Here is a 23,901-nt window from a genome sequence, read left to right as displayed (position 1 = left end):
GCCTCGTCTTTTACCCTTCTGTTTTCAGTCTCATGCCTATTGACCCAGAATGGCCGCTACTCTCTCATTCATATCGGCAATTCCCTCTTCTACGGTCATATTTCCTGCCATGATGCTGTCGTGAGCCTCATTTAATACAGTCTCTACCTCAGGGCTCTTTACGTCTACCGGCATTTCCAGATACAGATTTGCCGTCTCAAGGGCCGCCTTGCTGTTTTCATCCTCCGGGAAACCTTCGGTGGAAGCAATGGTATCCATCGTCTCTGCGGTCATGATAGCCGGGAAGTTACCGGTGGAGGCTAAGACCTCTGCGCCCTCTGCTCCGCATACGAACTTCATGAACTCCCATGCAGCCTCCTTGTTGGGCGCGCTGGTAGGAATACTTAAGGAAGTGATCTGAGCTGCGGTAGAACCTGCCTGGGTTCCTTCAGGGTGAGGATATTTTACAATGCCCCAGTTGGCGCAGTCTGCGTATTCACCGGATTTTACCTTATCGATCAGAGTGGAAATAAACCAGGTACCCATATTCATCATACCTACGTTGCCCTGAGAGAAAGCGCCGGAGTAATGGAGGTTCGAGGTCTTTAAGGTTGCGTAATCCTGGCATACGCCATTTTCCTGCTCGTCTAATACAATGTCATAGTACGGCTTCAGATAGTCATAGTTTCCGTCCAGAATGGTGTGCTTTCCGTCGATCATGCCAAACATCTGCACCGTACTTCTCCATACATGGTAGTGAGCACCGTATACTTCCTGTCCTGGTTCTGTGCTGGTCAGTTTCTTTGCGATCTCATCATACTCCTCAAAGGTCATATCATTGGTAGGATAATCCACACCAGCCTTGTCAAATACATCCTTATTGTAATATACAACCCAAAAGTCGCTCTTAAATGGCAGCTCATACATCTTGCCGTCTACCTTTACCTGATCAGTCAGACCTTTATAGCCGCTTAAGTCCACGCTGTCCTTTTCGATATAGGAATCCAGAGGTTCCAGAACGCCCTTATTGACCAGAGCCATATATCCGGGCACATCCTTAATGGATACCACGTCAAAATCCGCACCGTTTCCGGTCAGCTGCGTAGTAAGGACGGTGCTGTAGTCGGAGCTTCCCAAATCTACCAGTTCAACGGTCACGTCAGGATGCGCTTTTTCATATGCCTCTACCAGAGCCTTGTAATATACGGTCAGGTCCTTATCCCACATGGCCCATTTTAAATGGGTCTTTCCGTCAGCTGCCGCCTGCTCTGTCCCTGCTGCCTCTGCAGATGTCTCGCCTGCTGATGCGGCCGCGCTCTCTGTCTTTGCCGCTCCCCCTCCGCAGGCAGTCAGGCTTCCTGCCATAGAAACTGCCAGTGCCATACTTACAAAACGTTTTTTCATCATCTTATCTCCTCCTTAAACTTGTTCCTCTCTTTGTTATGGCTTTATTATACAGGCTGGATCTCTGGGAATGAATGTAAAATGCACCAAAAAAATGCCTTTTTTTCTGGATTTTATTTCGTTCATGCAATTTTTCTAAAAAACCTGTATTTTTTTACGATAGTCCATCTTTTCTTACAATTGTATTCATTTGACAAAAAATCCCTTTAATATTATAGTAATTTATGGAAAAGCAAACGAGAGGGGGCGCATTTTATGCTCAGACCGGTTCTCCCAAAGACCATACGCGGCAAGATCATCCTGTATACTACAGCAGTCACCTGCTCTATCGCGATTTTTACAGTAGCTGTCTGCTCTTTTGTCTTTCAGTCTCTGTTAAAGAGAAATCAGATCCAGTCTGCCGAATACAGCCTGCGCATCATCTGTGACAATACGGCCGGAGATCTGGAAAATATTCTTTCTTTTTACAGATGGTGCTCTTTTAACACGGATATTGCCGCCTATCTGGATGCCTTTCAGGACCAGACCCGTATGCCCGGTATCTCCGAGAAAAATTCCGGCCTCAGAAGCGTGGCTCTGCACACCTATGAACGCTTAAAAGAGGAATATTACAACACACATTCCTCCGAATACATCAGCCGCATCCTTCTTTCTCCCTTAAACAGCTGCAGCTATATGCAGATCTGCGATACCACCTCCACAGTCACCGGCATTTCCGTGCAGGAGCTTACAAAGGAAACGTGGTTCCAGGAGATCTTCGGGGACGGGAACCTGGATCGATCAGCTTTGATGGAAGATCCCTTCCTGCCTGGAAACGGCTCGCTGATCCTCCCGGCTGCCGCCCCCGTATCAGGACGCTACCGTTCCAGTCAGGCCGGATGGATCTATATGTCCATATCAGACCGGCTCATTCTGGACTATCTGAAATCCTTTCCCATGGAAAAGGACTCTGCTCTTTATCTGACCATCGCCGGACAAACCTGGCTCTATGAGGATGATTCCCTGCATCCCTTTACCCCCTCTTTTGAGGTCACAGACACCTTAAAAGACCATGCCTTTCACAGCAAAACCACCGTCTCCACCGTGCGGCCCCTTCAGGGCGGCAGGGAACGTACCCTGATCTCATGCCCCATCGGAGACTACGGCTGGAGTGTGTCCCTTTTGCTGTCCCAGTCTTTCATGGAAGCCCAGAGCGCCCTCTATATCCTGATCCTTCTGGGGATCGCGGTCTTTATCCTTTTAGTAGGTTTGTTTCTTTTATTTCTGCTCAACCGCTCCATCGGCTGCCCGGTTCACCTTCTGAAAGAACGCATCCAGGCGGTAGCAGGCGGTGATTTTTCTCCGGATCCCTCCATCCAGTGGGAAAATGAATTTGGCGATATCGGAAGGGGAATCAACCGGATGTCCGCCGACCTGTCCGCCCTGATCGGAAAGCGGATCCAGGATGAAAAAGAGCGCAGAGATCTGGAATACCGGATCCTCCAAAGCCAGATTAACCCTCATTTCCTCTACAATACCCTGAACTCCATCAAGTGGATGGCCTCCATTCAGGGCGCGTCCGGCATCAGCGAAATGACAACCGCCCTGGCACGTCTTTTGAAAAGTATCTCAAAGGGCGCTCATACACGGATCACCCTGAGGGAAGAGCTGGCTCTTGTAAAGGATTATTTTCTCATCCAGCAGTACCGCTACGGCGGCAGCATCACCCTTTCATGTGTGGCGGATGAATCACTGTACCAGTGCCTGATCCATCGCTTTACCCTGCAGCCTCTGGTGGAAAACGCCTTATTCCACGGCATTGAGCCAAAGGGCTGTGTGGGAAAAATCGAGATTACGGCCCGTTCTGAAACGGATCCGTCGGGAAGAGGACTCCTTCTGGTACAGGTGCGCGATAACGGCGTGGGAATGGATAAGGACACCATAAAGAAGGTTCTTGCCGGGAATGAAAAGCCTTCCGCCGACTTTTTCCGCCAGGTCGGGATCAGCAATGTAAACCAGCGGATCCGCTACGACTGCGGCCCGGAATACGGCATTTCCATAAAGAGCGTTCCGGGAGAATATACCTGTATGACTATTACACTGCCGTATGAAACGGCACAGGGGGAGATATTATGACAAAATTACTGATCGTTGACGATGAACCACTGGTTCAGATCGGAATCAAATCCATGCTTCAATGGGAGGAGCTTGGCATTGAGATCTGCGGGACTGCCATGAACGGAAAGGCTGCCCTGGAAATGATCCGGCAGTATCAGCCCCAGATCGTAATCACCGATATTAAAATGCCGGTAATGAACGGGTTGGAGCTGACAAAGACCTGCAGAGAGGAATTTGGCCCCATTCCCCTCTTTATCATCCTCACAAGCTATGAGGAATTTTCTCTCATCAAAGAGGCTATGAGCTGCCAGGCAGTTGACTACCTGGTCAAGCTGGAGCTGGATCCCCCCTCTCTGAAAACCTCCGTCGAAAAAGCCATGGAACGGTTAGAAGAGCTGAAAGCCAGAGAATCCTTCCGTCAGGCTCCGGGCCAGCCCACTCTTTTAAGCTACCATGACAAATTTTTCATGCGTCTGCTTCACAACCTCTTTGAAAACCGGGAGCAGTTTTCCATCCAGGCGAAGGATCTCGGACTTGCTTTTTCCGACAGCCGGTATCTGGCCTGCCATGGAGAATTTATCAGCCGCTCGCCCAGCCTGCTGGATGCATCAGGACAAATGAATCTTTATTCCAGCAGCCTGCAGATGATGCGGGAAATCCTGATCCGGTACGGAGGCTGCCATGTTATATCCCTGGATAAGACACGTTTTGCCCTGATCTTTAATTTTCAGGAAAATGACGTTTCCGGCGTGCAGACTGTTACGGCGGCGCTGGACAACGCCGAAGCCATGGTTCGGAATTATTTTAACGTACAGCTGACTGCCGGGTTAGGAGATGTTGTGGATGATCCGCTTTGCATCAGTCTTTCCTACCAGGAAGCCAGGCAGGCCTTTAATCTGTGCAGCGAGGAGGATCCCTTTGTCTCCTTTATGCAGACAGCCGCAGGATCCATGAAGAATGCCTTCAACCTGTCTGTTTTTAAGGAGGATCTGACACGGGCCTTTGAAGAGTTTGACACGGATGCCCTCTATGATACACTGACAGCTATCTCCCAGCTTTTTGCAGCCAATCCCCAACGGCGGCTCCAGACCATGGACGGCGCCTGCAGCATCCTGTATCTGGCCCTTTCCCTTCTGCCGGAGGGTGAGGAGCTCTTAGGCGATATCTTTGCCGCCAGCCCTGACGGCTACCGCTCCATCTACGGCATGAAGGACGTATTTCAGATCGTCCAGTGGCTGGAGCTGCTGCGGGACGGCCTCTGCGAGGCCTTAAAAACACGGCGCAAAACCTATAAAGACCATGTGATCCTAAACGTTCAGAAATACATTATCAACCATATCGAGGAACGCCTTACCCTCAATGAGATCGCGGCGGTCTTTGGCCTGAGCCCCAATTATTTAAGCACTCTGTTTAAAAAGACCTGCTCCATGGGCTTTTCCGAATATATCACCCAGAGAAAGATCTCCCGCGCCAAGTCGCTGCTTTTGGAGCAGGATCTGAAGATCTATGAGGCGGCGGACCGGCTGGGCTTTGAGAGCGCTTTTTACTTCAGCAAAGTATTTAAAAAAGTCGAAGGAATCTCACCCAGGGAATTTATCCAGGCGCATATGAATACGCCGGAGGAATCATAAGGAGGAATCTCTACCATGTTTTATGAAATCGCAGCATCCAGCGCTCTGAAACTGACACCTTTTATCCCATTTTCTCCCGCCTCTGACCGAAGGGCCTGGACTGGCCTTCCTGATAAGCTGTCTGCACGCGCAAAAAGTGATGCTGATGCAATCTGCCCTGTGGTATGGCCCCAGATCCTTGCCTCGGACTTTCTGGAATATACCCGCTCCGGAAACCGGGTGCTGTTTGAGGATAAACAGTTTGCCAGACGGACGCTCCTTGGCACACTGGCTCTGGCCGAGGCCCTGGAGCATAACGGGACATATCTGGATGATATCATAAACGGGCTCTATCTGATCTGTGAGGAAACGGCATGGCAGCTCCCTCCTCACAATTCCTATATCCGGGATACGCCTCCCCTTCCCCTTCCCGACACCTCCCGGCCTGTAATTGATCTCTTTGCGGCGGAAACAGGAGCCGTGCTGGCCGTGACCGCCTGGCTCCTGAAAGACGAGCTTGATAGGGTCAGTTCCCTGATCGTGGAACGGGTCATCCAATGCCTGAAAGAGCGGATCTTTACGCCCTATTTAAACTGTCACTTCTGGTGGATGGGCGATGGAGTGAGCCATATGAACAACTGGACCATCTGGTCCACTCAAAACGTACTCATGGCCGCGGCGCTCTGGGAAGAGGATGAGACAATCCGGCGGCAGATCCTGTTAAAGGCCGCTAAAAGCGCCGACTACTTTCTGGCGGAGTACGGGACAGACGGCTGCTGCGACGAAGGCCCCCAGTATTACCGCCACGCCGGGCTCTGTCTCTTTAATACCATAGAGATCCTAAACGGCATGACCGACGGGGCCTTTTCCTCCCTCTATCACGAAGAAAAGATCCGCAATATTGCAGCCTATCTCTCCCACGTCCATGCCTGCGGGCCTTACTATTTCAATTTCTCCGACTGTGCCGCAGCCGCCGGCCCCTGCAGCGCCAGAGAGTATCTCTTCGGAAAACGGACTGGACAGCGTGCGCTGATGGAGCTGGCGGCTGCAGACTGCAAAGCCGCTGACGATCCGCTGCTGACAGGTGAGCACAACCTGTTTTACCGGATCCAGAACCTTTTTGCGCTGCCTGAGATACTTAAAGCTTCTCCAGTGTCCGCCTCTGCCGCCGACGATATTTTTTACCCCAGCACCGGACTGTTTATTGCCAGAGACAGCCGATTCTCTCTTGCCGTAAAGGCAGGGGATAACGATGACAGCCACAATCACAACGATACGGGAAGCTTTACCATCTATAAAGACGGAAAACCTCTGTTTGCAGATATCGGAGTGGAAACCTACCAGGCAAAAACTTTCTCAAAAAAACGGTACGAAATATGGACCATGCAGTCTGCTTACCACAACCTGCTCTCCTTTATGGATGCAGACCAGGGCGAACATATGGAACAGGCCGGCCCCCAGTTTCGGGCCAAGGCTGTAACCTGGCATTTTGAAAACGAAAAGGCCTCTATCTCCATGGAGCTTGGATCTGCATTTGCCGAGGGCGTGGCCCGGTCCTTCTGCCGGACGGTACAGCTGATCCGGGAACAGGAAATCCTTATTACAGACCGGGTTTTATGTCCGGGATTTCGTCCGGTTTTGAATCTGATCACCGCAGAACCGCCCCTGTTTGAGCACTCAGAAAACGAGGCTGCCGGACGGCTGGTGATTGGTAAGCTTGCCGTATGCCAGATTACCGGTTCCATCCTGGGGGCAGAAATCCAACGGCTCCCTATCACAGATCCCCGGCTGAAACAAAGCTGGAAGGCAGATCTGTGGAGAACAAGGATCGCATTTAAAGCCGAAAAGGAGCTTACGCTCCGGATCCGATGATCCGGGGCGTAGGCTCCTCTTTTATGCCTTCTTATATCCGAAAAACCGTCTGCTAAAGGGAGGTTTCGGATTATCCTGCATTTATTAAGCTATGCCGGCAGAGACTGTAAATGAAAACGTGATATCACGGTCCCCCGGTATCTCATATTCCGGGTATACCGGCGCGCCCCAGCTGTCATTTCCCCCTACGCCCCGAACCGCTCCGGCAATGAGGACGCAGGTGCGAAAGCTTTCCGGCAGTTCTTCCCTGTGGCGGGCATTTTCCAGCTCCTGGATGCTGCAGGGCAGTACGCTGAAATGAAACGGTGCTTCTTCCGCCTCAAAGCGGATCCATTCTCCCTGGACTGTCTGCAGTGTAAGCCACCGGGTATCCATGTGCATCCCACATTCCTGAGGCTTTAAATACCGGGACAGCTGTTCCAGGGGCGTACTCTCATAGATTCCCAGCCCCGTCCCGGCCTTCCGATCCGGGTAGTTCTCCCAGGGACCTCTTCCATACCAGGAAAAACGGTCTGCCTCCTTTGGCAGTTCAAAGCCAAGGCCAAAGACTGGAAGGCCGGGATATCCCTTTTTGCCGTGGAAGGTCACATTCACGCCCAGACGCCCATCCCGTCTCACGCAGTAACCTACAGCGGCATCCTCCATGTCAAAAGAAAACCTTGCCTCACCTTCCTCCTCTGTGATCTTTACCTTTCCCCTGGAAAGATCCGGGAACCATGTTTTTGACAGCCAGATCCGGCTTTCTTCTGCGAATCCGTTTCCCCTGTCGTTATCCGTAGACGCCCGCCAGTATACGGGCATAGGGGGACGCAGCAGCCACTGACGGCCTTTCTGCTTAAGCGACACCATCCCTCCATCCTGATAAGAAAACATAAGCTCCATCTGTCCGGTGCGGGCGCCCAGATTCACGTCTCCATGGATGAGCGTGACCGGTTCCCCGAAATTGCTTTTGCTTTTCTCTGGGCGTCCTGGGATAACTGCCTCGCAAAAGGCTGTTTCATACCCCTTTTCTGCCCACAGCGTATCCGATGCCAGGCGGACGCTGATCTTTAAAACGTATTCCTTCCCGTCCTTTGGCTTCCAGTCCTTTTCAAGCCCTATGGTTTCAAAGGATTGCCTGTCCGTCTCCCCCGCACAGGCTGCGGCCTCAAAGGAAAACTCTCTCCAGTCCTCCCCGTCCCGAAGGATCTTTAACACAAACTCATAGCCGGAAAGATCGGAGAATATCTGGCGGTTTTCAATCTCCACCATCCTCTCTTCCAGACAGATCCGCGGTCTTACAAAGGCGTACTGTGCCTTCACTTCTGCCGCCTTGGGCGAGATCTGCCGGTCGGCATACAAGATCCCGTTTCCGCAGAACTGCCAGTCTGTGGGCCTGTCTCCGAAATCGCCTCCGTAAGCCGGATACTCCTTTCCGTCGCTCTTCTTTACGGCAATAGCCTGATCAATCATATCCCAGACAAACCCTCCCTGGTAAGCCGGATATTTGTATTCCAGCTCCATATACCGATCCATGCCTCCCAGGGAATTTCCCATGGCGTGCATATATTCGCACATGATAAATGGCTTGCCGTTTCCATGCTCCAGAAATTCCCTTACCTTTTTCGGCGGAGTGTACATCTGGCTTTCCATATCGCTGATATCCTCAAATTCCCGGTTCCAGAACACCCCTTCGTAGTGAACCAGACGGCCCGGATCCCGTTTCTTAAAAAGGCGGCCCATTTCCCGGATATCTTCTCCTGCATAAGATTCATTTCCACAGGACCAGATCAGCACCGACGGATGGTTTTTATCCCGCTCCATCATGGATCTGGCACGGTCTATGGTACAGTCCCTCCACTGCGGCAGACTGCCAGGCACATTCCAGGAGGGCTCGCAGGCCCCCATCTTCTGCCAGGAGCCATGGCTTTCCAGATTCGCCTCGTCCATCAGGTAAATGCCGTACCGGTCGCAGAGTTCATACCAAAGAGACTGATTGGGATAATGGCAGGTGCGGACCGCATTGATATTGTGCCGCTTTAAAAAAAGTATATCACTTACCATGTCTTCCCCGGTGACGGCCCGTCCTCTGTGCCAGTCAAATTCATGGCGGTTGATGCCGTGGAAGGCGATGGGACGGCCATTTATGCACATAAGGCCCCCTTTTATTTCAAAACGGCGGAAACCGATATACTGGGTAATGATTTCTTCCCGGCCCTTTTCATCCCGCAGTGTGATTCGCAGAAGATAGCGAAAGGGTGTTTCGCTGCTCCAGGGCTTAACCTCCGGTATCCGGCCTGTAAAGACAATTACATTCCGCTCCCCCTGCCCTTTTTCTGTACGGGCAAGTACCATCTGTCCATTATCTTCCAATTCCAGATCCGCCTCATAGCAGCCGCCGTTTTGGCTCTCCACTGTCAGCTCTGCCTCCAGCCGCCCGTCCCGGCCACCCTCCGTAAGATCTGCCTTCACAAAGATGTCCTCCAGATGGACCGGCGGCACACAGTACACAAAGACGGAACGGAAGATCCCCGTAAACCGGAAGAAATCCTGATCCTCAATCCAGCTGGCGCTGCTCCTTTTGTATACCCGAACCTCCAGCCGGTTGACGCCCCGGTGCAGCATCCCGGTCAGCTCATACTCCGAGGGAGTAAAACCATCCTCCCCATAACCCACAAACCGCTCGTTGCACCACACATAAAAGGCAGTCTCCACGCCCTGAAAAGACACAAAAACCCGGTCCTTTAAGAACGCCTCATCATCCCCGATGGTAAACTCCCGGATATAGCTTCCCGCCGGATTATCCTCCCAGGGAACAGACGGCGGACGCAGTTCGGAATGTCCGTCCCATGGATACATGGTGTTGACATAATGGCAGCTGTCATATCCCTGAATCTGAACATGGCCCGGAACCTGTATCTCTTTCCAGTCCTTTTCCCAGAAAGCAGCCTGGAAAAACCGTTCACCGGTCTCGTCTGACATCCCTCTTAAACCATATTCCGGCGGTTTCTCATCCCAGACAAATTTCCAGGTTCCATCCAGGTTCAAAACGTTAATCCCTTCGGCCTTAGCCTCCTTAAAAAATGGAAATACATGATCTGAATGTGCCTTCCTGCGGTTCACCTCGTACACCCCTGGATCCTCCAGCCAGGAAAGCTCTGGTCTGCTACTTATCATCCTCATTTCCTCCTGCCTTATAATCAAAATTAGGGATCTTCTCCCATCGCTTTCTGAAATAGTGGGCTGCCAGCTTTGGCCTCCGCTCTCTGGTAAACAGGCCCTTTTTGTTGCCGTCTACTCTCATGCAGCCCTGAAAGGCCGCAAAATCCGCAAAATTCCATACCTGCTCCCCAATAAAGAAGGGGCGCTGATCAAATTCCCGGTTCTGGCGGCTGTAATACTCCGCCTGATACTCCTCGCTGAACATCTCAGGAACACACTGATGAATTCCTGCTACAGCGTCTGCACCGTATTCCGTGATCATCACCGGTTTTCCTGTTTTTTCCCAGAAATCCAGCTCCATATTCAGTGCATAGCAGGCCGCATCCAGGTCTCCTGACAGATTGTACCAGCCGTAATAGCGGTTGATACACACCACATCCATGGTTCGTGTCACAAGATCCCGCTCATAATTGTTCTGGCAGCAGACAAAGGTAACCGGCCGGTTCTGGGGATCCAGCGTGTGCGTGTACTCATAGAGGCTGTGCCAGTATTCATAGGCGGATTCTGGAAAATGCTCCGTATCCGGCTCATTTCCCATAGACCACATGACAACGCAGGGATGGTTCTTATCCCGCCGGATCATATCGCGCAGCACCTGCTCATGGTGCTCACGGATGGAAAACGTCTCATACGGATTGCAGCGCTCCCCGGCTCCAATCCCCACGGCGGGAACCTCGTCAATGATCACGATCCCCTCCCGGTCGCAGAGCTGATACATCTCTTCCGCATAGGGATAGTGGCTGGTGCGGAAGGAATTGGCGTTCAGCCAGTGGATCAGGTTTACGTCCTTTACATCCAGACACAGGTCCAGCCCTCTTCCGCGGAAGGGAGAATCCTCATGCTTTCCAAAGCCCTTAAAGTAAAATGGCTTTCCATTGATGAGAAACCGGGTTCCCTCCACCTTTACCGTACGGATTCCAAAGGTTTCCTCATAGATGTCCTCCCCGAAGGTGAAACGGGCCGTATACAGATACGGCGTCCCAGGCCAGGGCCACCAGAGCCTGGCTGCAGGGATGGTGATCCTGCCGGACGCACCCTCGGCCTCTGCCACCCTGTCTCCCTCCATGTCCAGAATCTCTACATGGACATCTCCCTCCCCTTCTGTCTGCGCCTCATAGGTCAGGATGCCGTCTGTCCCGACAATAGACGGCGTCAGAGTCAGGTCGCGGATGCAGGAAACAGGGGTCGTGTAGAGCCGCACCGGCCGATTGATGCCCGCATAGTTAAAGAAATCGAAATTCGGAAGATTCGCCGGCTTTCTCCACCGCTTCGCCGCCTCCACTGATGGAACCCCAGGATTGTCGGAGCCGAAAAAAGCAGTGCCGTCCTCATTTCCCACCGGCAGAGTGCTGCGGCTGATCCGGTTATCCGCCGCCACCGTAAGCCGCAAAGTCTCCCTCGGCTCTGCCAGTTCTGTAACCTCCAGTTCAAAGGGCAGAAATCCCCCTTTGTGCTCCATGGCCAGCCTTCCATTGAGATAGATCCTGGCTTTATGGGTTACTGCGTCAAACCGCAGAAACAGCCTCTGTCCCTTAAAAAAGGCAGGAACCGCGATGTCTCTCTCATACCAGGCCCAGCCATAGTGGTTTTTGTAAGCCGGATCTTCCTTCTGATCATTATAAGAGGCGGGAACGGCAATGCGCTCCCCTCCTGTAAGCCGCCCGCAGGTATCCCCTGGCGGGTTCGCATCTCCCAGCTTAAATTCCCACAGACCGGCCAGATCCATCACGGTTCTTGCCTTATTGATTCTCGGATATAGCATAACATCCCTCTCCTTCCTGCATATTTCAGTCCTCATCCACCGTGCGGAAACGTGCCCATATCACAACTGAGATGATGGCTTCATTATACAGGAATACCATTGGGGGATACATATATTTTTCTGTGAATTATCTATAATCTTTTACAATCCTTTATGAGGTGCCATACTGCATATTCCTGCCGCCGCAGCCATTTTGGCCGGATGGGGACTAATACACTGCCGGCTCTCTCACCAGCATGGTAGGATATCCGGCGGCGCGCAGCCGCTGCTCCATCTGCACTCCATTATCCATCTGCAAAAATGCTCCTGACCGCACCTTATACCAGCCGTTGTCGTAGACAAGAAAAGCCGGGAACCCTTTCGCCGCAAGCTCTCTCTGCAGCTGCTCGGCCTCCCTGCGGCTTCGGTAAGCGCCCACCTGCACCTGATAATACTGGTTCTTTCCCGCCTCAGCCCTGGCCTTTAACTGTGAGAAGGTAGCTAAGATTCCGTCAGCGATCCCCTGGGCAATGGCGTCAAAATTCTCATCAAACAGCTGATTATCCTCCGGGTTATCAATAAAGCCAGCCTCCACCAGTACCGCCGGCATCTGTGTCCTTCTGAGCACAATGATCCCCGGCCGCTCCTGGATCCCCAGATCCTTAAAACCCGTTTCTACCAGGTTCTGCTGAATATTTTCCGCCAGCAGAGCAGGGATTCCGCTGTCCTCATAAACCAGGGTCACAGCGCCGCTTCCCGTTCCCGGCACCGGCATGGCGTTCCGATGGAGCGAGACAAAAAGATCCGCTCCTGACCGGTTGGCAATCTGCGCCTTTTCCAGCGGACTGTCGTATACGTCCGTGGTTCGCGTATACATCACGTCAACACCCCTGTTTTCCAGTTTTTCGCCTACAGCCAAAGCCAGCCGGAGGGTATCGTCCTTTTCTCTGCGCCCCTGGTACATTGCACCAGGCTCTGCCCCGCCGTGACCGGCATCTAAGATCACACTTCTACGGTTTTCCATAAAGCCGCTCCTTTACATATATCACTACCCTATACCATATGTAAAAACAGGACGGATGTTTCCTTTCCGCATCCGCCCTGTCAAACTCCTGATATTCGCTTTTTTACTCTGGGACAGACCGTCTATGCGTGATCTGCATTGACCCCTCTGGGCCCCACATGGGTAGAGAACACGATCTGGGTACTGGTCTTTCCAAACGTCTGCAGCTGTCCGATAAAACTGTCCAGCTCCACGGTGCTCTTAAACGCCACCTTCATAACCATGGAATACTCCCCCGTCACGCAGCTGCATTCCAGTACGTTTGGAGACGACTCCGCCCAGGCATAAAACCCGGGCTTATCCTCCGGCGTCACATCCAGATGGATAAACGCCAGAATGTGATACCCCAGTTTCACCGGATTCACCTGGGCGTGGTAGCCGGCGATAATGCCGTCCCGCTCCAGTTTTTCGATCCGGGCCGATACTGCGGGGGAGGACAGAAAGGTCTTTTCCGCAATGGTCTTTAAGGATACTCTGGCATTTTCCTGCAGAAGCTTTAATATTTTCCGGTCGATATCATCTATATTCACCGTCCGCCTCCCGTTTTCCGAAGAGCTTTTAATCGCTCCACCGCCTCCACCGTATTTTCATAGGTGCCAAAGCCGGTCAGCCGGAAATATCCTTCCCCGCTTGGCCCAAAGCCGCTTCCCGGAGTTCCCACTACATTGGCATATTCCAGGAGGTAATCAAAAAACTCCCAGCTTGTCATCTCCTCGGTCTTTAACCATACATATGGAGAATTAACACCGCCGAACACTGTATAACCGGCCTCTTTTAAACCGTCATAGATCACTCTGGCATTTCTCTTATAGTACGCCACCTGCTCCATGACCTGACGGTTTCCTTCCTCCGAATACACCGCCTCTCCGGCCCGCTGTTCAATATAGGGAGCGCCGTTAAACTTGGTGCCGTGGCGTCTGGCCCAGAGGGCGTGAAGGGGCACATCTTTGCATTTGAGATCCTTCGGCACCACTGTAAAGCCCAGCCGTACCCCCGTAAAGCCGGCCTTCTTTGAAAATGACCTGAATTCAATGGCACAGGTTCTTGCACCCTCTATCTCATAAATGGTGTGAGGCACGTCCTCATCCGAAATATAGGCTTCATAAGCCGCGTCGTAAAGAATCACGGCTCCTTCCCTGTTGGCATAATCCACCCATACCTTTAACTGGTCTCTTGTGAGAGCGGTTCCTGTCGGATTGTTGGGCACACAGAGATAGATCAGGTCCGGCGTTTCCTTCGGCAGTTCCGGCACAAAGCCGTTTTCCGCCGTACAGGGCATATAGATCACATTGCTCCAGGTTCCCGATTCTGCATCGTATTCCCCGGTGCGTCCCGCCATTACGTTGGAATCTACATATACGGGATAAACAGGGTCGCAGACTGCAATCCTGCTGTCCTCACTGAAGATTTCCTGGATATTTCCGCAGTCGCTCTTTGCCCCGTCAGATACAAAGATCTCGTCTGCCTCAATGTCACAGCCCAGCTTCTTATAATCGTTCTCTGCTATCGTTTCCCGCAGAAAGCTGTAGCCCAGATCCGGGGCATAGCCATGGAACGTCTCTGCCTGCCCCATCTCATCCGCCGCCTTATGGATGGCCTGAATCACAGCCGGAACAAGAGGAAGGGTTACATCCCCTATTCCCAGACGAATGATCTTCTTATCGGGATGATCCTGCTGATAGGCAGCCACCTTCTTTGCGATGGTGGAAAACAGATAGCTTCCCGGCAGCTTCTGGTAATTTTCATTGATCTTAAACATGGTATCTGCGCCTCCTGTTTTTATCCCCTGAACGCAAACGCTCCCAGAACCTCCCGCCCACATCTTCGTGGTCAGAAAGCCTGAGAGTGTCTTTTTTATCCTTCAAAGGATCCCTTTTTGATGCCGTTAATCATAATATATTTTGTCGGGAATGTCAATACTTCCGTGAAATACTTCTGCAGCCGGTCCGGTCATAAACAGATGGCCGCTCTCCCGATCCAGGCGGATCTTCAAATCTCCGCCCCGCAGGGATACCGTCACCTCGTCCTCTGTATAGCCGCTTAAAATAGATGCCATGGCGCTGGCCGCAGCCCCTGTGCCGCAGGCCCAGGTCTCTCCGCTGCCCCGCTCCCACACACGCATCTGGATATGGTTTCTGTCGATGACGCGGATAAACTCAGAATTCACCCGATCCGGCATAAACCGCTCATGATATTCAAAATGAGGCCCCATTTTTTCTAAATCCAGGCTGTCGGTATCCTCCACAAAATACACAGCATGAGGATTTCCCACATCAATGCCGGTAAAATTCCATTCTTTTCCCTCAATCGTCACAGATTCCGAAATTTCAGAGGTCAGGGACGGCTTTCCCATATCCACCGTCAGCCTCACCGCCTTCCCTTCCTCAACCTCCAGCCTCAGTTCCTTTACTCCCGCCAGGGTTTCCACGGTCAGGCTTCTGCGTTCAGATGGGACAAGTCCATGGTCGTAGACATATTTTCCCACACAGCGAATCCCGTTTCCGCACATCTTTCCCTGAGAGCCGTCTGTGTTGTACATCTCCATCCGACAGTCTGCAATCCTTGACGGACAGATCAGGATCAGGCCGTCTGAACCGATCCCAAACCGCCGGTCGCTGATAAACCGGGCCACGGCTCCCGGCTCCTTTACCTGCTCCTTAAAGCAGTCCACGTATACATAATCATTTCCAATGCCCTGCATCTTTGTAAAATCCATGTTCCTACCTCCCGTTTTGCCCGCTACATCAGGCTTATGATCATCTGCGCCGTCTCTGTAAGGCTGGTTCCGTTATCCATGCTGCATTTTTGGATATAACGGTGCGCCTCTGCCTCTGTCATGCCGTTTCGTTCCATTAAAAGAGCCTTTGCCTGATCGATCTGGGCCTGCTCTTTTGAGCTTCGCTGTCTGGGCTGGCTGCGTTCCCTGCGGCGCAGCCGCCTGCGGGCCTGGACCATCATCTCCATGGTACATAAAAGATCGTGGACTTTTAATGGCATGGGAAGATATACGATCCCCTCCCGTTTCTGACCGCTCCACTTTGCCGGAGAGGCAATCATAAGCATATCAAAGGCGGAGGGCAGCATCTGGCGCAGTTCCTCATAGATCATGTCCTCGAATCGAAAGCCGCAGACAACGATCCCGCTGTCCAGATCCTCCGCCGCAGACAGCACCTGGGCGCCGGAGGTGCAGATGAAGGCGGATTCATAGCCGTTGCGCGCCAGGATCCCTTTAATGCTTTTCGCATCCTCCGGTTTTGAAAACGCGGTGATTATGTTTGCCATCCTCTGCACCTCCTGACCCTTTAGACCGTATACTAATATTTATACAGATACTGTCCTATCTCCCAGTTTGTGACCTGAGAGCGGAAATCTCTCCATTCCTGCTCCTTTGCCTCCAGATACTTCACATAAATATGCTCGCCCAGCACATCCTTGATAAAAAGATTGCCCGCATAAGCCTCCATGGCGTCCCCCAGCGTCTCCGGGATCCGCTCTACACCGCGGTTTTTAAGCTCCTCCGGCTCCATGCCAAAGAGATTCCCCTCCACGCAGGGAGGCAGCGTGAGGTTCTTTTCAATGCCGTCCAGTCCCGCCTGCAAACAGGCCGCCAATGCCAGATACGGATTCATGGCCGAATCCGGGCAGCGCAGTTCTATCCGCGTACTCTGCCCTCTGGGAGACGGGATCCGTATCAGGGAGCTTCGGTTGGAGGTCGAAGACCAGGCAATATAGATCGGTGCGTCATATCCGGGAATCAGTCTCTTATAGGAATTGACAATGGGGTTAGTTAAAATAGTCATCTCCTTCATATGAGCCAGGATTCCCGCCATAAAACGGTACGCCAGACCACTCAGTCCCAGGGGATCCTTCTCATCTGCAAACAGGTTCTTTCCAAGAGCGTCGCACAGAGACATATTGATATGCATACCAGATCCATTGACCCCCTCCTTGGGCTTGGGCATAAAAGTGGCGTGAAGTCCGTGGCGCTTTGCAATGGTCTTGGCCGCCATCTTAAAGGTCATAATGTGATCCGCTGCCTTCAGGGCATCTGTATACTGCAGATCAATCTCATGCTGGCCCGGAGCGATCTCATGATGGCTGGCTTCCACCTCAAATCCCATCTCCTCCAGGGTCAGCACAATATCCCTGCGTACATTTTCTCCCAGATCAATGGGAGATACGTCAAAATATCCGGCCCGCTCGTGGGTCTCTGTTGTAGGGCACCCCTCTTCATCGGCGTGAAAAAGGAAAAACTCACACTCCGGCCCCACCTGGAACACATACCCCATATCCGCCGCCCGTTTGACAGCCCGCTTCAGCACATAGCGGGGATCCCCCTTAAATGGTGTGCCGTCAGGATTGTACACGTCGCAGATCAGCCTTGCCACTCTGCCCTGCTGAGGTCTCCATGGAAAGATCTCAAAGGTGTTCAGATCCGGATGAAGGTACATATCCGACTCATCGATCCGCACAAAGCCCTCAATGGCGGAACCATCAAACATACACCGGTTATCCAGGGCCTTGGCCAGCTGTCCGGCCGTGACCGCCACATTTTTAAGCATCCCGAAAATATCCGTAAACTGAAGACGTATAAACTCCACATCCTCCTCTTCCACTATACGGATAATGTCATCTCTGCTGTATTTGCTCATCATTCAACCGTCCTCTCCTGAACAATCCGGCCAAAATAAAACCCGCCGGATCCTTTTATGCAGCAAACCCGCTCTGTGCGGCGGGTGCGCCGCCGTAAATGCATCAGAGCGGGGATCTGTCCTGATACCCCGCTCTGCCTCTGCCTGTATCTATAAAAAAATATAAACGCAGTTTTTTTATTTGTCAAGCGCCCTGAGCTGCTCTGTAAAATGATTTCCCAGTTTTATGCTGCCTACATAGCCCACATCTCCGGTCATAAGAACCGTTGCGTCCTCCCGGATCTCAAGTTCCAGCGTGCCTCCCGGCATCTGCACGATCATCTTCGGATCCGTCAGGCCCAGACGGTAAGCCGCAGCTGCAGCCGCACAGCAGCCGCTTCCAGAAGCCAGGGTATATCCGGCTCCCCGCTCATAAACCTCGGTCTGGATATGGGTTCGATCCAGAACCTTCATGATCTGTGTATTTATCTTTTCCGGGAACTGCCTTGCGCTCTCAGAATACTTTCCAATGCGGCATACCAGTTCCTTTGATATCTCATCCATCAGGATCACCAGATGGGGATTCCCCACCGACAGACAGGTCACAGGATAGGGGATGCGGCCAAATACCATCGTCTCGTTGATGATCTCTCTTCTTGGCCCGGCCACCGGCACCTCATCGCTCCAGAAGGACGCCTTTCCCATAGATGCCTTTAGACGGGTTCCCTCCTCGTTGAGATAATGGATATCAATGTCCCCTCCCTGAGAATGGATGGAAAAATCCTTCTTCTGTACATAGCCTGCATCCTTTAAATATGCGCCGAAAATACGCACGCCGTTGCCGCTGTTTTGTGTCTGGCTTCCATCTGAATTCCAGATGATCATGGAAATCCGATCCCCCTCCAGCACCGGGCCTTCCAGCACTCCGTCTGCCCCTACGCCAAAATTCCGGTTGCACAGAAACTGCACTCTCTCCGGAGTCAGTTTCAGCTTATTCTTGTTAGGATCATATACCAGATAATCATTTCCCAATCCGTGATATTTCTCAATCGTCAGTCTCATTGTCCTGCACTCGCTTTCTCCGCAGCAATCCCTGCGAACCTTTACCGTTTTTTGCTGATTCTATTTTACCAGGCATTATTTTATAATTATATTAAATTTATGCTGTATTATATTGCAAATAATGCTATATTATAAGAAATACATGAAACAACAGGAGGAATACTGCCATGAACCCCAGCCAAACCGCTCCAGCCCCCGGCGCAGCCCCTGTTCGCGGCTATCTTCATGAGGATTTCCGTCTCTTTCACTTAAAAGATCTTGGAAAAGGCCCTTATGAATACCATTACCATGACTTTTTAAAGATCATGATTCTGATAGAAGGAAAGGTTCGCTACACCATCGAGGGGCGCTCCTACGATCTGGCTCCCTGGGATATTGTCCTGGTAGACCGGGGACAGATCCACCGGCCTGATCCGGATCCCCGGATTCCCTACGAACGTATCCTGCTTTACCTGTCCCCTGTTTTTCTCTCCCCTTCAAAGGGGGAGGAAAACGACCTCTCCCTGTGTTTTCGCACCGCCCAGTACCGCCACTCCCAGGCACTCCGTTTTCATGAAAAGGAGCGGCTTCCCCTCATCTCCCTTATCAATCAGCTGGAGCAGACCCAAACAACCGAAAAGGAGGCCTTTGCCTCCTCTCTTTTGTCGCGCCTGCTCTGTCTGGAATTTCTTATCCGTTTAAACCGTGCCTGCCTCACTCCCGCTGCCAGCTATCTCACCACCGGCGCTCTGGATTACCGGATTTCCGGCCTCTTATCCTATATCAGCGATCATCTGGATGAGCCGCTCTCGATCTCGCACCTGTCTGCCGTATGCAGCCTGAGTCCCTACCATATGATGCGGGTATTTAAGGAGGCCACCGGCTTCACAATCGGTAACTATATTACCCAAAAGCGGCTGGCAAAGGCCAGGGAGCTTCTGTCCTTGGGCGTAAATGCCACAACCGCCTGCTACCAGTGCGGCTTTCAGAACTACTCCACCTTTCTGCGGGCCTACAAACGCCGCTATAAAAGCCTGCCCAAAAACGGCTGGCCAGGATAGCCCTGCTTTTGCCGGCCCTATTCCTCTACAATCTTATAACCGTTTCTCTGCGCCTTTTTCACCTCATAAAGAGCCTTATCCGCAGTTTCGTACAATTTTTCCAGGCTGGCCCCCTTATCCGTAACAACGATTCCAATCGAAGCGCTGACCGTTACACGCACGCCGTCCTTTTCATAGGTCTTTTCCAAAACCTCTGTCAGCTTCTCTCCAATCGTACGGGCTGCCTCTGCATCCTTAATATCCGCAAAAAACAGGACAAACTCGTCTCCGCCCATCCGACAGGCCAGATCTTCACTGCGTATCACCGTATTCATAACTGCAGCCGCTTCAAAAAGCACCCTGTCTCCGGCCGGATGGCCCAGCTGATCGTTGACCTCCTTAAAATGATCCAGATCCAGGCACATAAACGCAACCTTTGCCCCTGGGATTCTCCTGTCCTGCATATGCGCATTCACCGCCTGCTCAAAGCCCCGTCGGTTATAAAGCCCCGTCAGGGCATCCCGGCCCGCCTTCTGGCGTATGTGCTCCATCTCCTCCCACCACTGGTTAAAATCTTCAATAAATCCGATCGTATCTCCAGAGTAGGCCTCCCACAGATAGATTCGTTTCCATCCCCACGTTCTTCCAAGTCTCATCCGAATTTCCACCGGATCGTGCTTTTTGCCTGCCTTGATCGATTCATACAAATGCTTATATGTATCCAGATCTGTTTCCTTAATCATATCTAAGTCCAGCATATGCTTGGGACTAAAAAGTTCCGCCTCAATCTCCTCTTCCTGGTGCTCCTCATCATTATGATAGATGATAAATGTATTTTTCCCCTTATCATATATAAAGACAAGCGCTTTGATATTCATCTGGATCACAGAAAAGATCCTGTTTTTCATCTCAAGCTCCCGGTTCTTTTCTCTGATATTCAGATACACCAGGCGGGCTGCCGCCACGATCACTGCGATCACGAACACCATAAACACACCCAGGCAGGCCATCAGCACCGCCGACGCTCTTTCTATGGATTGAACATAGCCGGATAATTCCTCCTCTGCCAGAACGGAAAAGATGTACCAGTGATTGATTCCCAGAGGCGCATAATTGACATATCTTGCTTTTCCATCTACCTCAAACCAGAAATTTCCACTCTTGCAGTGATCCATATTACTGCGTATCTCTTCCACGGTTGTATTTCCGTACAGATCGTACTGGTCCAGCTCATCCCACAATGAACAATCCTGTGAAAGTACATACTGATTCGAGGAATGGGTAATATAGTTCCCATTGGTATCTATAATATGAAAATACCGGTAGGTCGTGTTGTCTATATTCACCCCGCGCGCCAGCTCCGCCACCGGATACCTGCCCCAGACAGCGCCGACCAGCTGCTCACCCTGGTAAAAGGGCACAGCCATAATAATCTCCCGTTCGTTTATCTCTTCTCCGTCAATCTGAATATTTGAAATATAATACTCCTGGTTCCTTATAATTTCTCCAAACGCTTCATTATCAATCCTGTCACAGGTATCTCCGGGTGAAAACTCGTCAAAATACGCAAGACCAATTTTATCAAACTTCTCATTCGCTCCCACCTCATTCAAAAAATTCTGCGTCTCCTCCGGCGATGCCTTCCCCTTCAGTTCCAGCCCCTCATTTATATTCTCCAGCACATGAATCCCCTGCATCAGTTCCTCATAAACGCCGTTTGCAATATAATTGGAGGTTTCATCGATCTGTTCCATATCCTTTTGCAGTATCTGATCATAAATGCTGTCATGGTACCAGAAAAACGCTCCTGTCAGAAAGCATCCCCCCGCAAAAAATGCCGCTGCAAAATACAGGCACCACCGTTTCCAAATTTTATCACTGTTGTTTTTCATATCTCGCTCCGGATGTTTGGATCTTTCTACACCTTGTCTACGGATGGTATTCTAGCATAGTTTATCCGTGTTGAAAATGGTGTAACGAAATTTTAACGGGGATTTTTCTGTTACAAAATAAGCCGCTACAAAACCTCCGCCGTTCCAGCGTATGATTTTGCAGCAGCTTATGTGTTTGCACAGGCTCCTGTCCTGTTTCACATTTGTACTTATTCTGGAAGATCCGTTTCCTCCAGGACCGCATTTTCAGCCGTATCCTCCGGCTGGGCGGCGACCTGTATGTCCCCGGTGCCTTCTTCTGCTTCTGACTGTCCTTCCAAATGCTCCGTATCCGGCAGTCCGTTCTCCTCTTCCTTTTTCTCCTCCGGCTCCGGGATTCCCTTCACTTCGCGGAAGATCTTCATAAATTCCTTGCCCGTGATTGTTTCCTTCTCGATCAGGAAAGCGGCGATCTGATCCATGGCATCGCGATTCTCACTCAGCAGGTGCTTGGCGGCCTCATAGGCATCTTTTAATACCTTCATGACCTCATTATCAATCTCAGCCGCTGTAGCGTCTCCGCAGTTTAACACGCTCCGGCCGCTCAGATACTGATTCTCCTGGCTTTCCAGGGCCATCAGACCAAATTTCTTTGACATACCATACTGAGTCACCATGGCTCTTGCCAGTTTAGTGGCCTGCTGGATATCGTTGGACGCTCCGGTGGTAACTGTCTCAAAAACAATCTCCTCTGCCGCACGGCCGCCCATCAGTTCTACCAGGCGTGCCTCCAGCTCCTTCTTGGTATTTAAGAATTTCTCCTCCTCAGGCACGTTCATTACATACCCCAGGGCTCCCATTGTTCGCGGAACAATGGTAATCTTCTGAACAGGCTCAGAGTGCTTCTGCAAAGCGCTTACCAGAGCGTGCCCCACCTCATGGTAAGATACGATTCGGCGCTCTTCCTTGCTCATAATCCGGTCCTTCTTCTCTTTACCGACCAGAACCACCTCTACCGCCTCAAACAGATCCTTCTGAGAAACGGCGCTTCTTCCATTTTTAACAGCATTGATGGCTGCCTCGTTCATCATATTTGCCAGATCTGCGCCCACAGCGCCTGAGGTAGCCAGAGCAATCTCCTTAAAATCCACTGTCTCGTCTAACAGCACTTCCTTGGAATGTACCTTTAAAATGTTGATACGTCCATTCAAATCCGGCTTGTCCACTACCACCCGGCGGTCAAAACGTCCGGGACGAAGCAGGGCGGGATCCAGGATCTCAGGCCGGTTGGTAGCGCCTAATACCAGAAGGCCCTTGGTAGAATCAAAGCCATCCATCTCGGACAGAAGCTGGTTTAAGGTCTGCTCCCTCTCATCGTTTCCGCCCATACGGCTGTCGCGGCTGCGGCCGATAGCGTCGATCTCATCGATAAAAATAATACAGGGTGCATTTTCCGTAGCGTTCTTAAACAGATCACGGACACGTGAAGCGCCCACGCCGACGAACATTTCCACAAAGTCAGAACCGGACAGGGAATAAAACGGCACATGGGCCTCGCCTGCCACTGCCTTTGCAAGGAGTGTCTTACCGGTTCCCGGAGGGCCTACTAAAAGAGCGCCCTTTGGAAGCTTAGCACCGATCTTTGTATATTTGCCGGGATTGTGAAGGAAGTCTACGATCTCAGTCAGAGACTCCTTGGCCTCGTCCTCGCCGGCCACATCCTTGAAAGTAATGCCCGTCTCCTTCTGGACATACATCTTGGCGTTGCTCTTGCCTACCCCCATGATGCCGCCTCCGCCCATACGCTTCATGGTGAAGTTCATAAGGAATAAGAGGAACAGGAAGGGAACCGCATAATTCAGCACTGCGATCAGCAGCGCGTTAGGATTGCCGTTCTCCCGGTTCGTTACCACATGATTCTGCAATATACGGTCTACAAACTGGTAATCTCCTTCCAGCCGGACTACATAGTATTTCATCTGCTGGGAATACTCTGTGGCCTCCGGCTTTGGCTTTACGTCAATGACAGAATTTCCTACCTTAATGGATTCTACCTTTCCGGCTTCCACCATCTCCACGAACTCATTATAGGAGAGTTCCTGACGCTGGCGGGACTCTACGGCAGAGTTCATCCAGCCCACGATAAGGAAGGTCAGCAGAGCGGCCACCACCAGCATGGCGATGGTCTGCCAGTTGCTGTTCATATTCTGGTTTTGCTTGTTGTTATTATCCATACGTTGTTATTTCTCCCTCTGAATGAGCCACCCTAACACGCAAAAAGCGTGCCAAAACTCATTCTTTTCTATTATAGTGGCAGTCCTGCCATAAATCAAGGCGCAGAAGTATAAAAT

Annotated in this window: 16 protein-coding genes; 4 read left to right on the top strand and 12 right to left on the bottom strand. The window is 51.5% G+C overall.

The window, feature by feature from the left end; translation table 11 throughout:
- Window positions 1-36: 36 nt before the first annotated feature.
- A complete protein-coding gene (locus HW447_RS05235; RefSeq protein WP_308464080.1) occupies window positions 37-1,386 on the bottom strand; it encodes an ABC transporter substrate-binding protein in 1,350 nt (449 codons plus the stop codon).
- Between the two features lie 252 nt (window positions 1,387-1,638).
- Here HW447_RS05235 and HW447_RS05230 point away from each other — a divergent pair, with 252 nt between their 5' ends.
- The 3 genes from HW447_RS05230 to HW447_RS05220 are packed head-to-tail and all read left to right on the top strand — an operon-like array spanning window position 1,639 to window position 6,962.
- On the top strand, window positions 1,639-3,498 hold the full coding sequence (locus HW447_RS05230; protein ID WP_176254264.1) for a sensor histidine kinase: 1,860 nt from the start codon (window positions 1,639-1,641) through the stop codon (window positions 3,496-3,498).
- Window positions 3,495-5,111: a response regulator gene (locus HW447_RS05225; RefSeq protein WP_176254263.1), complete on the top strand. Its 1,617-nt coding sequence runs from the start codon at window positions 3,495-3,497 to the stop codon at window positions 5,109-5,111. Before HW447_RS05230 ends, HW447_RS05225 begins: the two co-directional genes overlap by 4 nt.
- Window positions 5,112-5,126: 15 nt before the next feature.
- A complete protein-coding gene (locus HW447_RS05220) occupies window positions 5,127-6,962 on the top strand; it encodes a heparinase II/III domain-containing protein (RefSeq protein ID WP_176254262.1) in 1,836 nt (611 codons plus the stop codon).
- A gap of 84 nt (window positions 6,963-7,046) precedes the next feature.
- Here HW447_RS05220 and HW447_RS05215 read toward each other — a convergent pair whose 3' ends face one another.
- The 9 genes from HW447_RS05215 to dapF (HW447_RS05175) form a co-directional block, all read right to left on the bottom strand.
- Entirely contained in the window at window positions 7,047-10,118 is a 3,072-nt protein-coding gene (locus HW447_RS05215; RefSeq protein WP_176254261.1) for a glycoside hydrolase family 2 TIM barrel-domain containing protein, read from the bottom strand.
- The gene (uidA, locus tag HW447_RS05210) at window positions 10,108-11,925 is read right to left on the bottom strand and encodes a beta-glucuronidase (RefSeq protein WP_176254260.1); all 1,818 of its coding nucleotides are present in this window, start codon (window positions 11,923-11,925) and stop codon (window positions 10,108-10,110) included. Before uidA ends, HW447_RS05215 begins: the two co-directional genes overlap by 11 nt.
- 208 nt (window positions 11,926-12,133) lie before the next feature.
- On the bottom strand, window positions 12,134-12,928 hold the full coding sequence (locus HW447_RS05205; RefSeq protein WP_176254259.1) for an N-acetylmuramoyl-L-alanine amidase: 795 nt from the start codon (window positions 12,926-12,928) through the stop codon (window positions 12,134-12,136).
- Window positions 12,929-13,050: 122 nt separating this feature from the next.
- Window positions 13,051-13,491 (bottom strand): Lrp/AsnC family transcriptional regulator, encoded by a 441-nt coding sequence (locus HW447_RS05200; protein ID WP_176254338.1) that lies wholly within the window; start codon window positions 13,489-13,491, stop codon window positions 13,051-13,053.
- A gap of 2 nt (window positions 13,492-13,493) precedes the next feature.
- Entirely contained in the window at window positions 13,494-14,726 is a 1,233-nt protein-coding gene (locus HW447_RS05195) for an LL-diaminopimelate aminotransferase (RefSeq protein WP_176254258.1), read from the bottom strand.
- Between the two features lie 126 nt (window positions 14,727-14,852).
- Window positions 14,853-15,683: a diaminopimelate epimerase gene (dapF, locus tag HW447_RS05190; RefSeq protein ID WP_176254257.1), complete on the bottom strand. Its 831-nt coding sequence runs from the start codon at window positions 15,681-15,683 to the stop codon at window positions 14,853-14,855.
- A gap of 23 nt (window positions 15,684-15,706) precedes the next feature.
- A complete protein-coding gene (locus tag HW447_RS05185) occupies window positions 15,707-16,249 on the bottom strand; it encodes an ANTAR domain-containing response regulator (protein ID WP_176254256.1) in 543 nt (180 codons plus the stop codon).
- A 32-nt stretch (window positions 16,250-16,281) separates the two neighbouring features.
- Window positions 16,282-17,619: a type I glutamate--ammonia ligase gene (glnA, locus tag HW447_RS05180; RefSeq protein ID WP_176254337.1), complete on the bottom strand. Its 1,338-nt coding sequence runs from the start codon at window positions 17,617-17,619 to the stop codon at window positions 16,282-16,284.
- A 177-nt stretch (window positions 17,620-17,796) separates the two neighbouring features.
- Complete coding sequence (gene dapF, locus HW447_RS05175; protein ID WP_176254255.1) at window positions 17,797-18,660, bottom strand: diaminopimelate epimerase; 864 nt, start codon at window positions 18,658-18,660, stop codon at window positions 17,797-17,799.
- 167 nt (window positions 18,661-18,827) lie between these two features.
- On the opposite strand from dapF (HW447_RS05175), the gene HW447_RS05170 reads away from it, so the two are divergent.
- On the top strand, window positions 18,828-19,700 hold the full coding sequence (locus HW447_RS05170) for an AraC family transcriptional regulator (protein ID WP_176254254.1): 873 nt from the start codon (window positions 18,828-18,830) through the stop codon (window positions 19,698-19,700).
- A 17-nt stretch (window positions 19,701-19,717) separates the two neighbouring features.
- Here HW447_RS05170 and HW447_RS05165 read toward each other — a convergent pair whose 3' ends face one another.
- Entirely contained in the window at window positions 19,718-21,571 is a 1,854-nt protein-coding gene (locus tag HW447_RS05165) for a sensor domain-containing diguanylate cyclase (protein ID WP_176254253.1), read from the bottom strand.
- Window positions 21,572-21,780: 209 nt separating this feature from the next.
- Window positions 21,781-23,784 carry an ATP-dependent zinc metalloprotease FtsH gene (ftsH, locus tag HW447_RS05160; protein ID WP_176254252.1) on the bottom strand — a complete coding sequence of 668 codons (2,004 nt, stop codon included), beginning with the start codon at window positions 23,782-23,784 and terminating at the stop codon, window positions 21,781-21,783.
- Between the last annotated feature and the right edge of the window lie 117 nt (window positions 23,785-23,901).

Source organism: Enterocloster alcoholdehydrogenati, assembly GCF_013282095.1.
GTDB lineage: Bacteria > Bacillota > Clostridia > Lachnospirales > Lachnospiraceae > Enterocloster > Enterocloster alcoholdehydrogenati.
The sequence above is the reverse complement of the archived record's forward strand: the minus strand, read 5'-3'. Positions and strand labels throughout refer to the sequence as shown.

Bases quoted from the DNA above. Each gene is read 5' to 3' on its own strand.
- ftsH (WP_176254252.1), bottom strand. From the start codon at position 23,784: ATGGATAATAACAACAAGCAAAACCAGAATATGAACAGCAACTGGCAG.
- glnA (WP_176254337.1), bottom strand. From the start codon at position 17,619: ATGAGCAAATACAGCAGAGATGACATTATCCGTATAGTGGAAGAGGAG.
- HW447_RS05165 (WP_176254253.1), bottom strand. From the start codon at position 21,571: ATGAAAAACAACAGTGATAAAATTTGGAAACGGTGGTGCCTGTATTTT.
- HW447_RS05195 (WP_176254258.1), bottom strand. From the start codon at position 14,726: ATGTTTAAGATCAATGAAAATTACCAGAAGCTGCCGGGAAGCTATCTG.
- HW447_RS05220 (WP_176254262.1), top strand. From the start codon at position 5,127: ATGTTTTATGAAATCGCAGCATCCAGCGCTCTGAAACTGACACCTTTT.
- HW447_RS05215 (WP_176254261.1), bottom strand. From the start codon at position 10,118: ATGATAAGTAGCAGACCAGAGCTTTCCTGGCTGGAGGATCCAGGGGTG.
- HW447_RS05185 (WP_176254256.1), bottom strand. From the start codon at position 16,249: ATGGCAAACATAATCACCGCGTTTTCAAAACCGGAGGATGCGAAAAGC.
- HW447_RS05230 (WP_176254264.1), top strand. From the start codon at position 1,639: ATGCTCAGACCGGTTCTCCCAAAGACCATACGCGGCAAGATCATCCTG.
- dapF (WP_176254255.1), bottom strand. From the start codon at position 18,660: ATGAGACTGACGATTGAGAAATATCACGGATTGGGAAATGATTATCTG.
- HW447_RS05205 (WP_176254259.1), bottom strand. From the start codon at position 12,928: ATGGAAAACCGTAGAAGTGTGATCTTAGATGCCGGTCACGGCGGGGCA.
- HW447_RS05225 (WP_176254263.1), top strand. From the start codon at position 3,495: ATGACAAAATTACTGATCGTTGACGATGAACCACTGGTTCAGATCGGA.
- uidA (WP_176254260.1), bottom strand. From the start codon at position 11,925: ATGCTATATCCGAGAATCAATAAGGCAAGAACCGTGATGGATCTGGCC.
- dapF (WP_176254257.1), bottom strand. From the start codon at position 15,683: ATGGATTTTACAAAGATGCAGGGCATTGGAAATGATTATGTATACGTG.
- HW447_RS05170 (WP_176254254.1), top strand. From the start codon at position 18,828: ATGAACCCCAGCCAAACCGCTCCAGCCCCCGGCGCAGCCCCTGTTCGC.
- HW447_RS05235 (WP_308464080.1), bottom strand. From the start codon at position 1,386: ATGATGAAAAAACGTTTTGTAAGTATGGCACTGGCAGTTTCTATGGCA.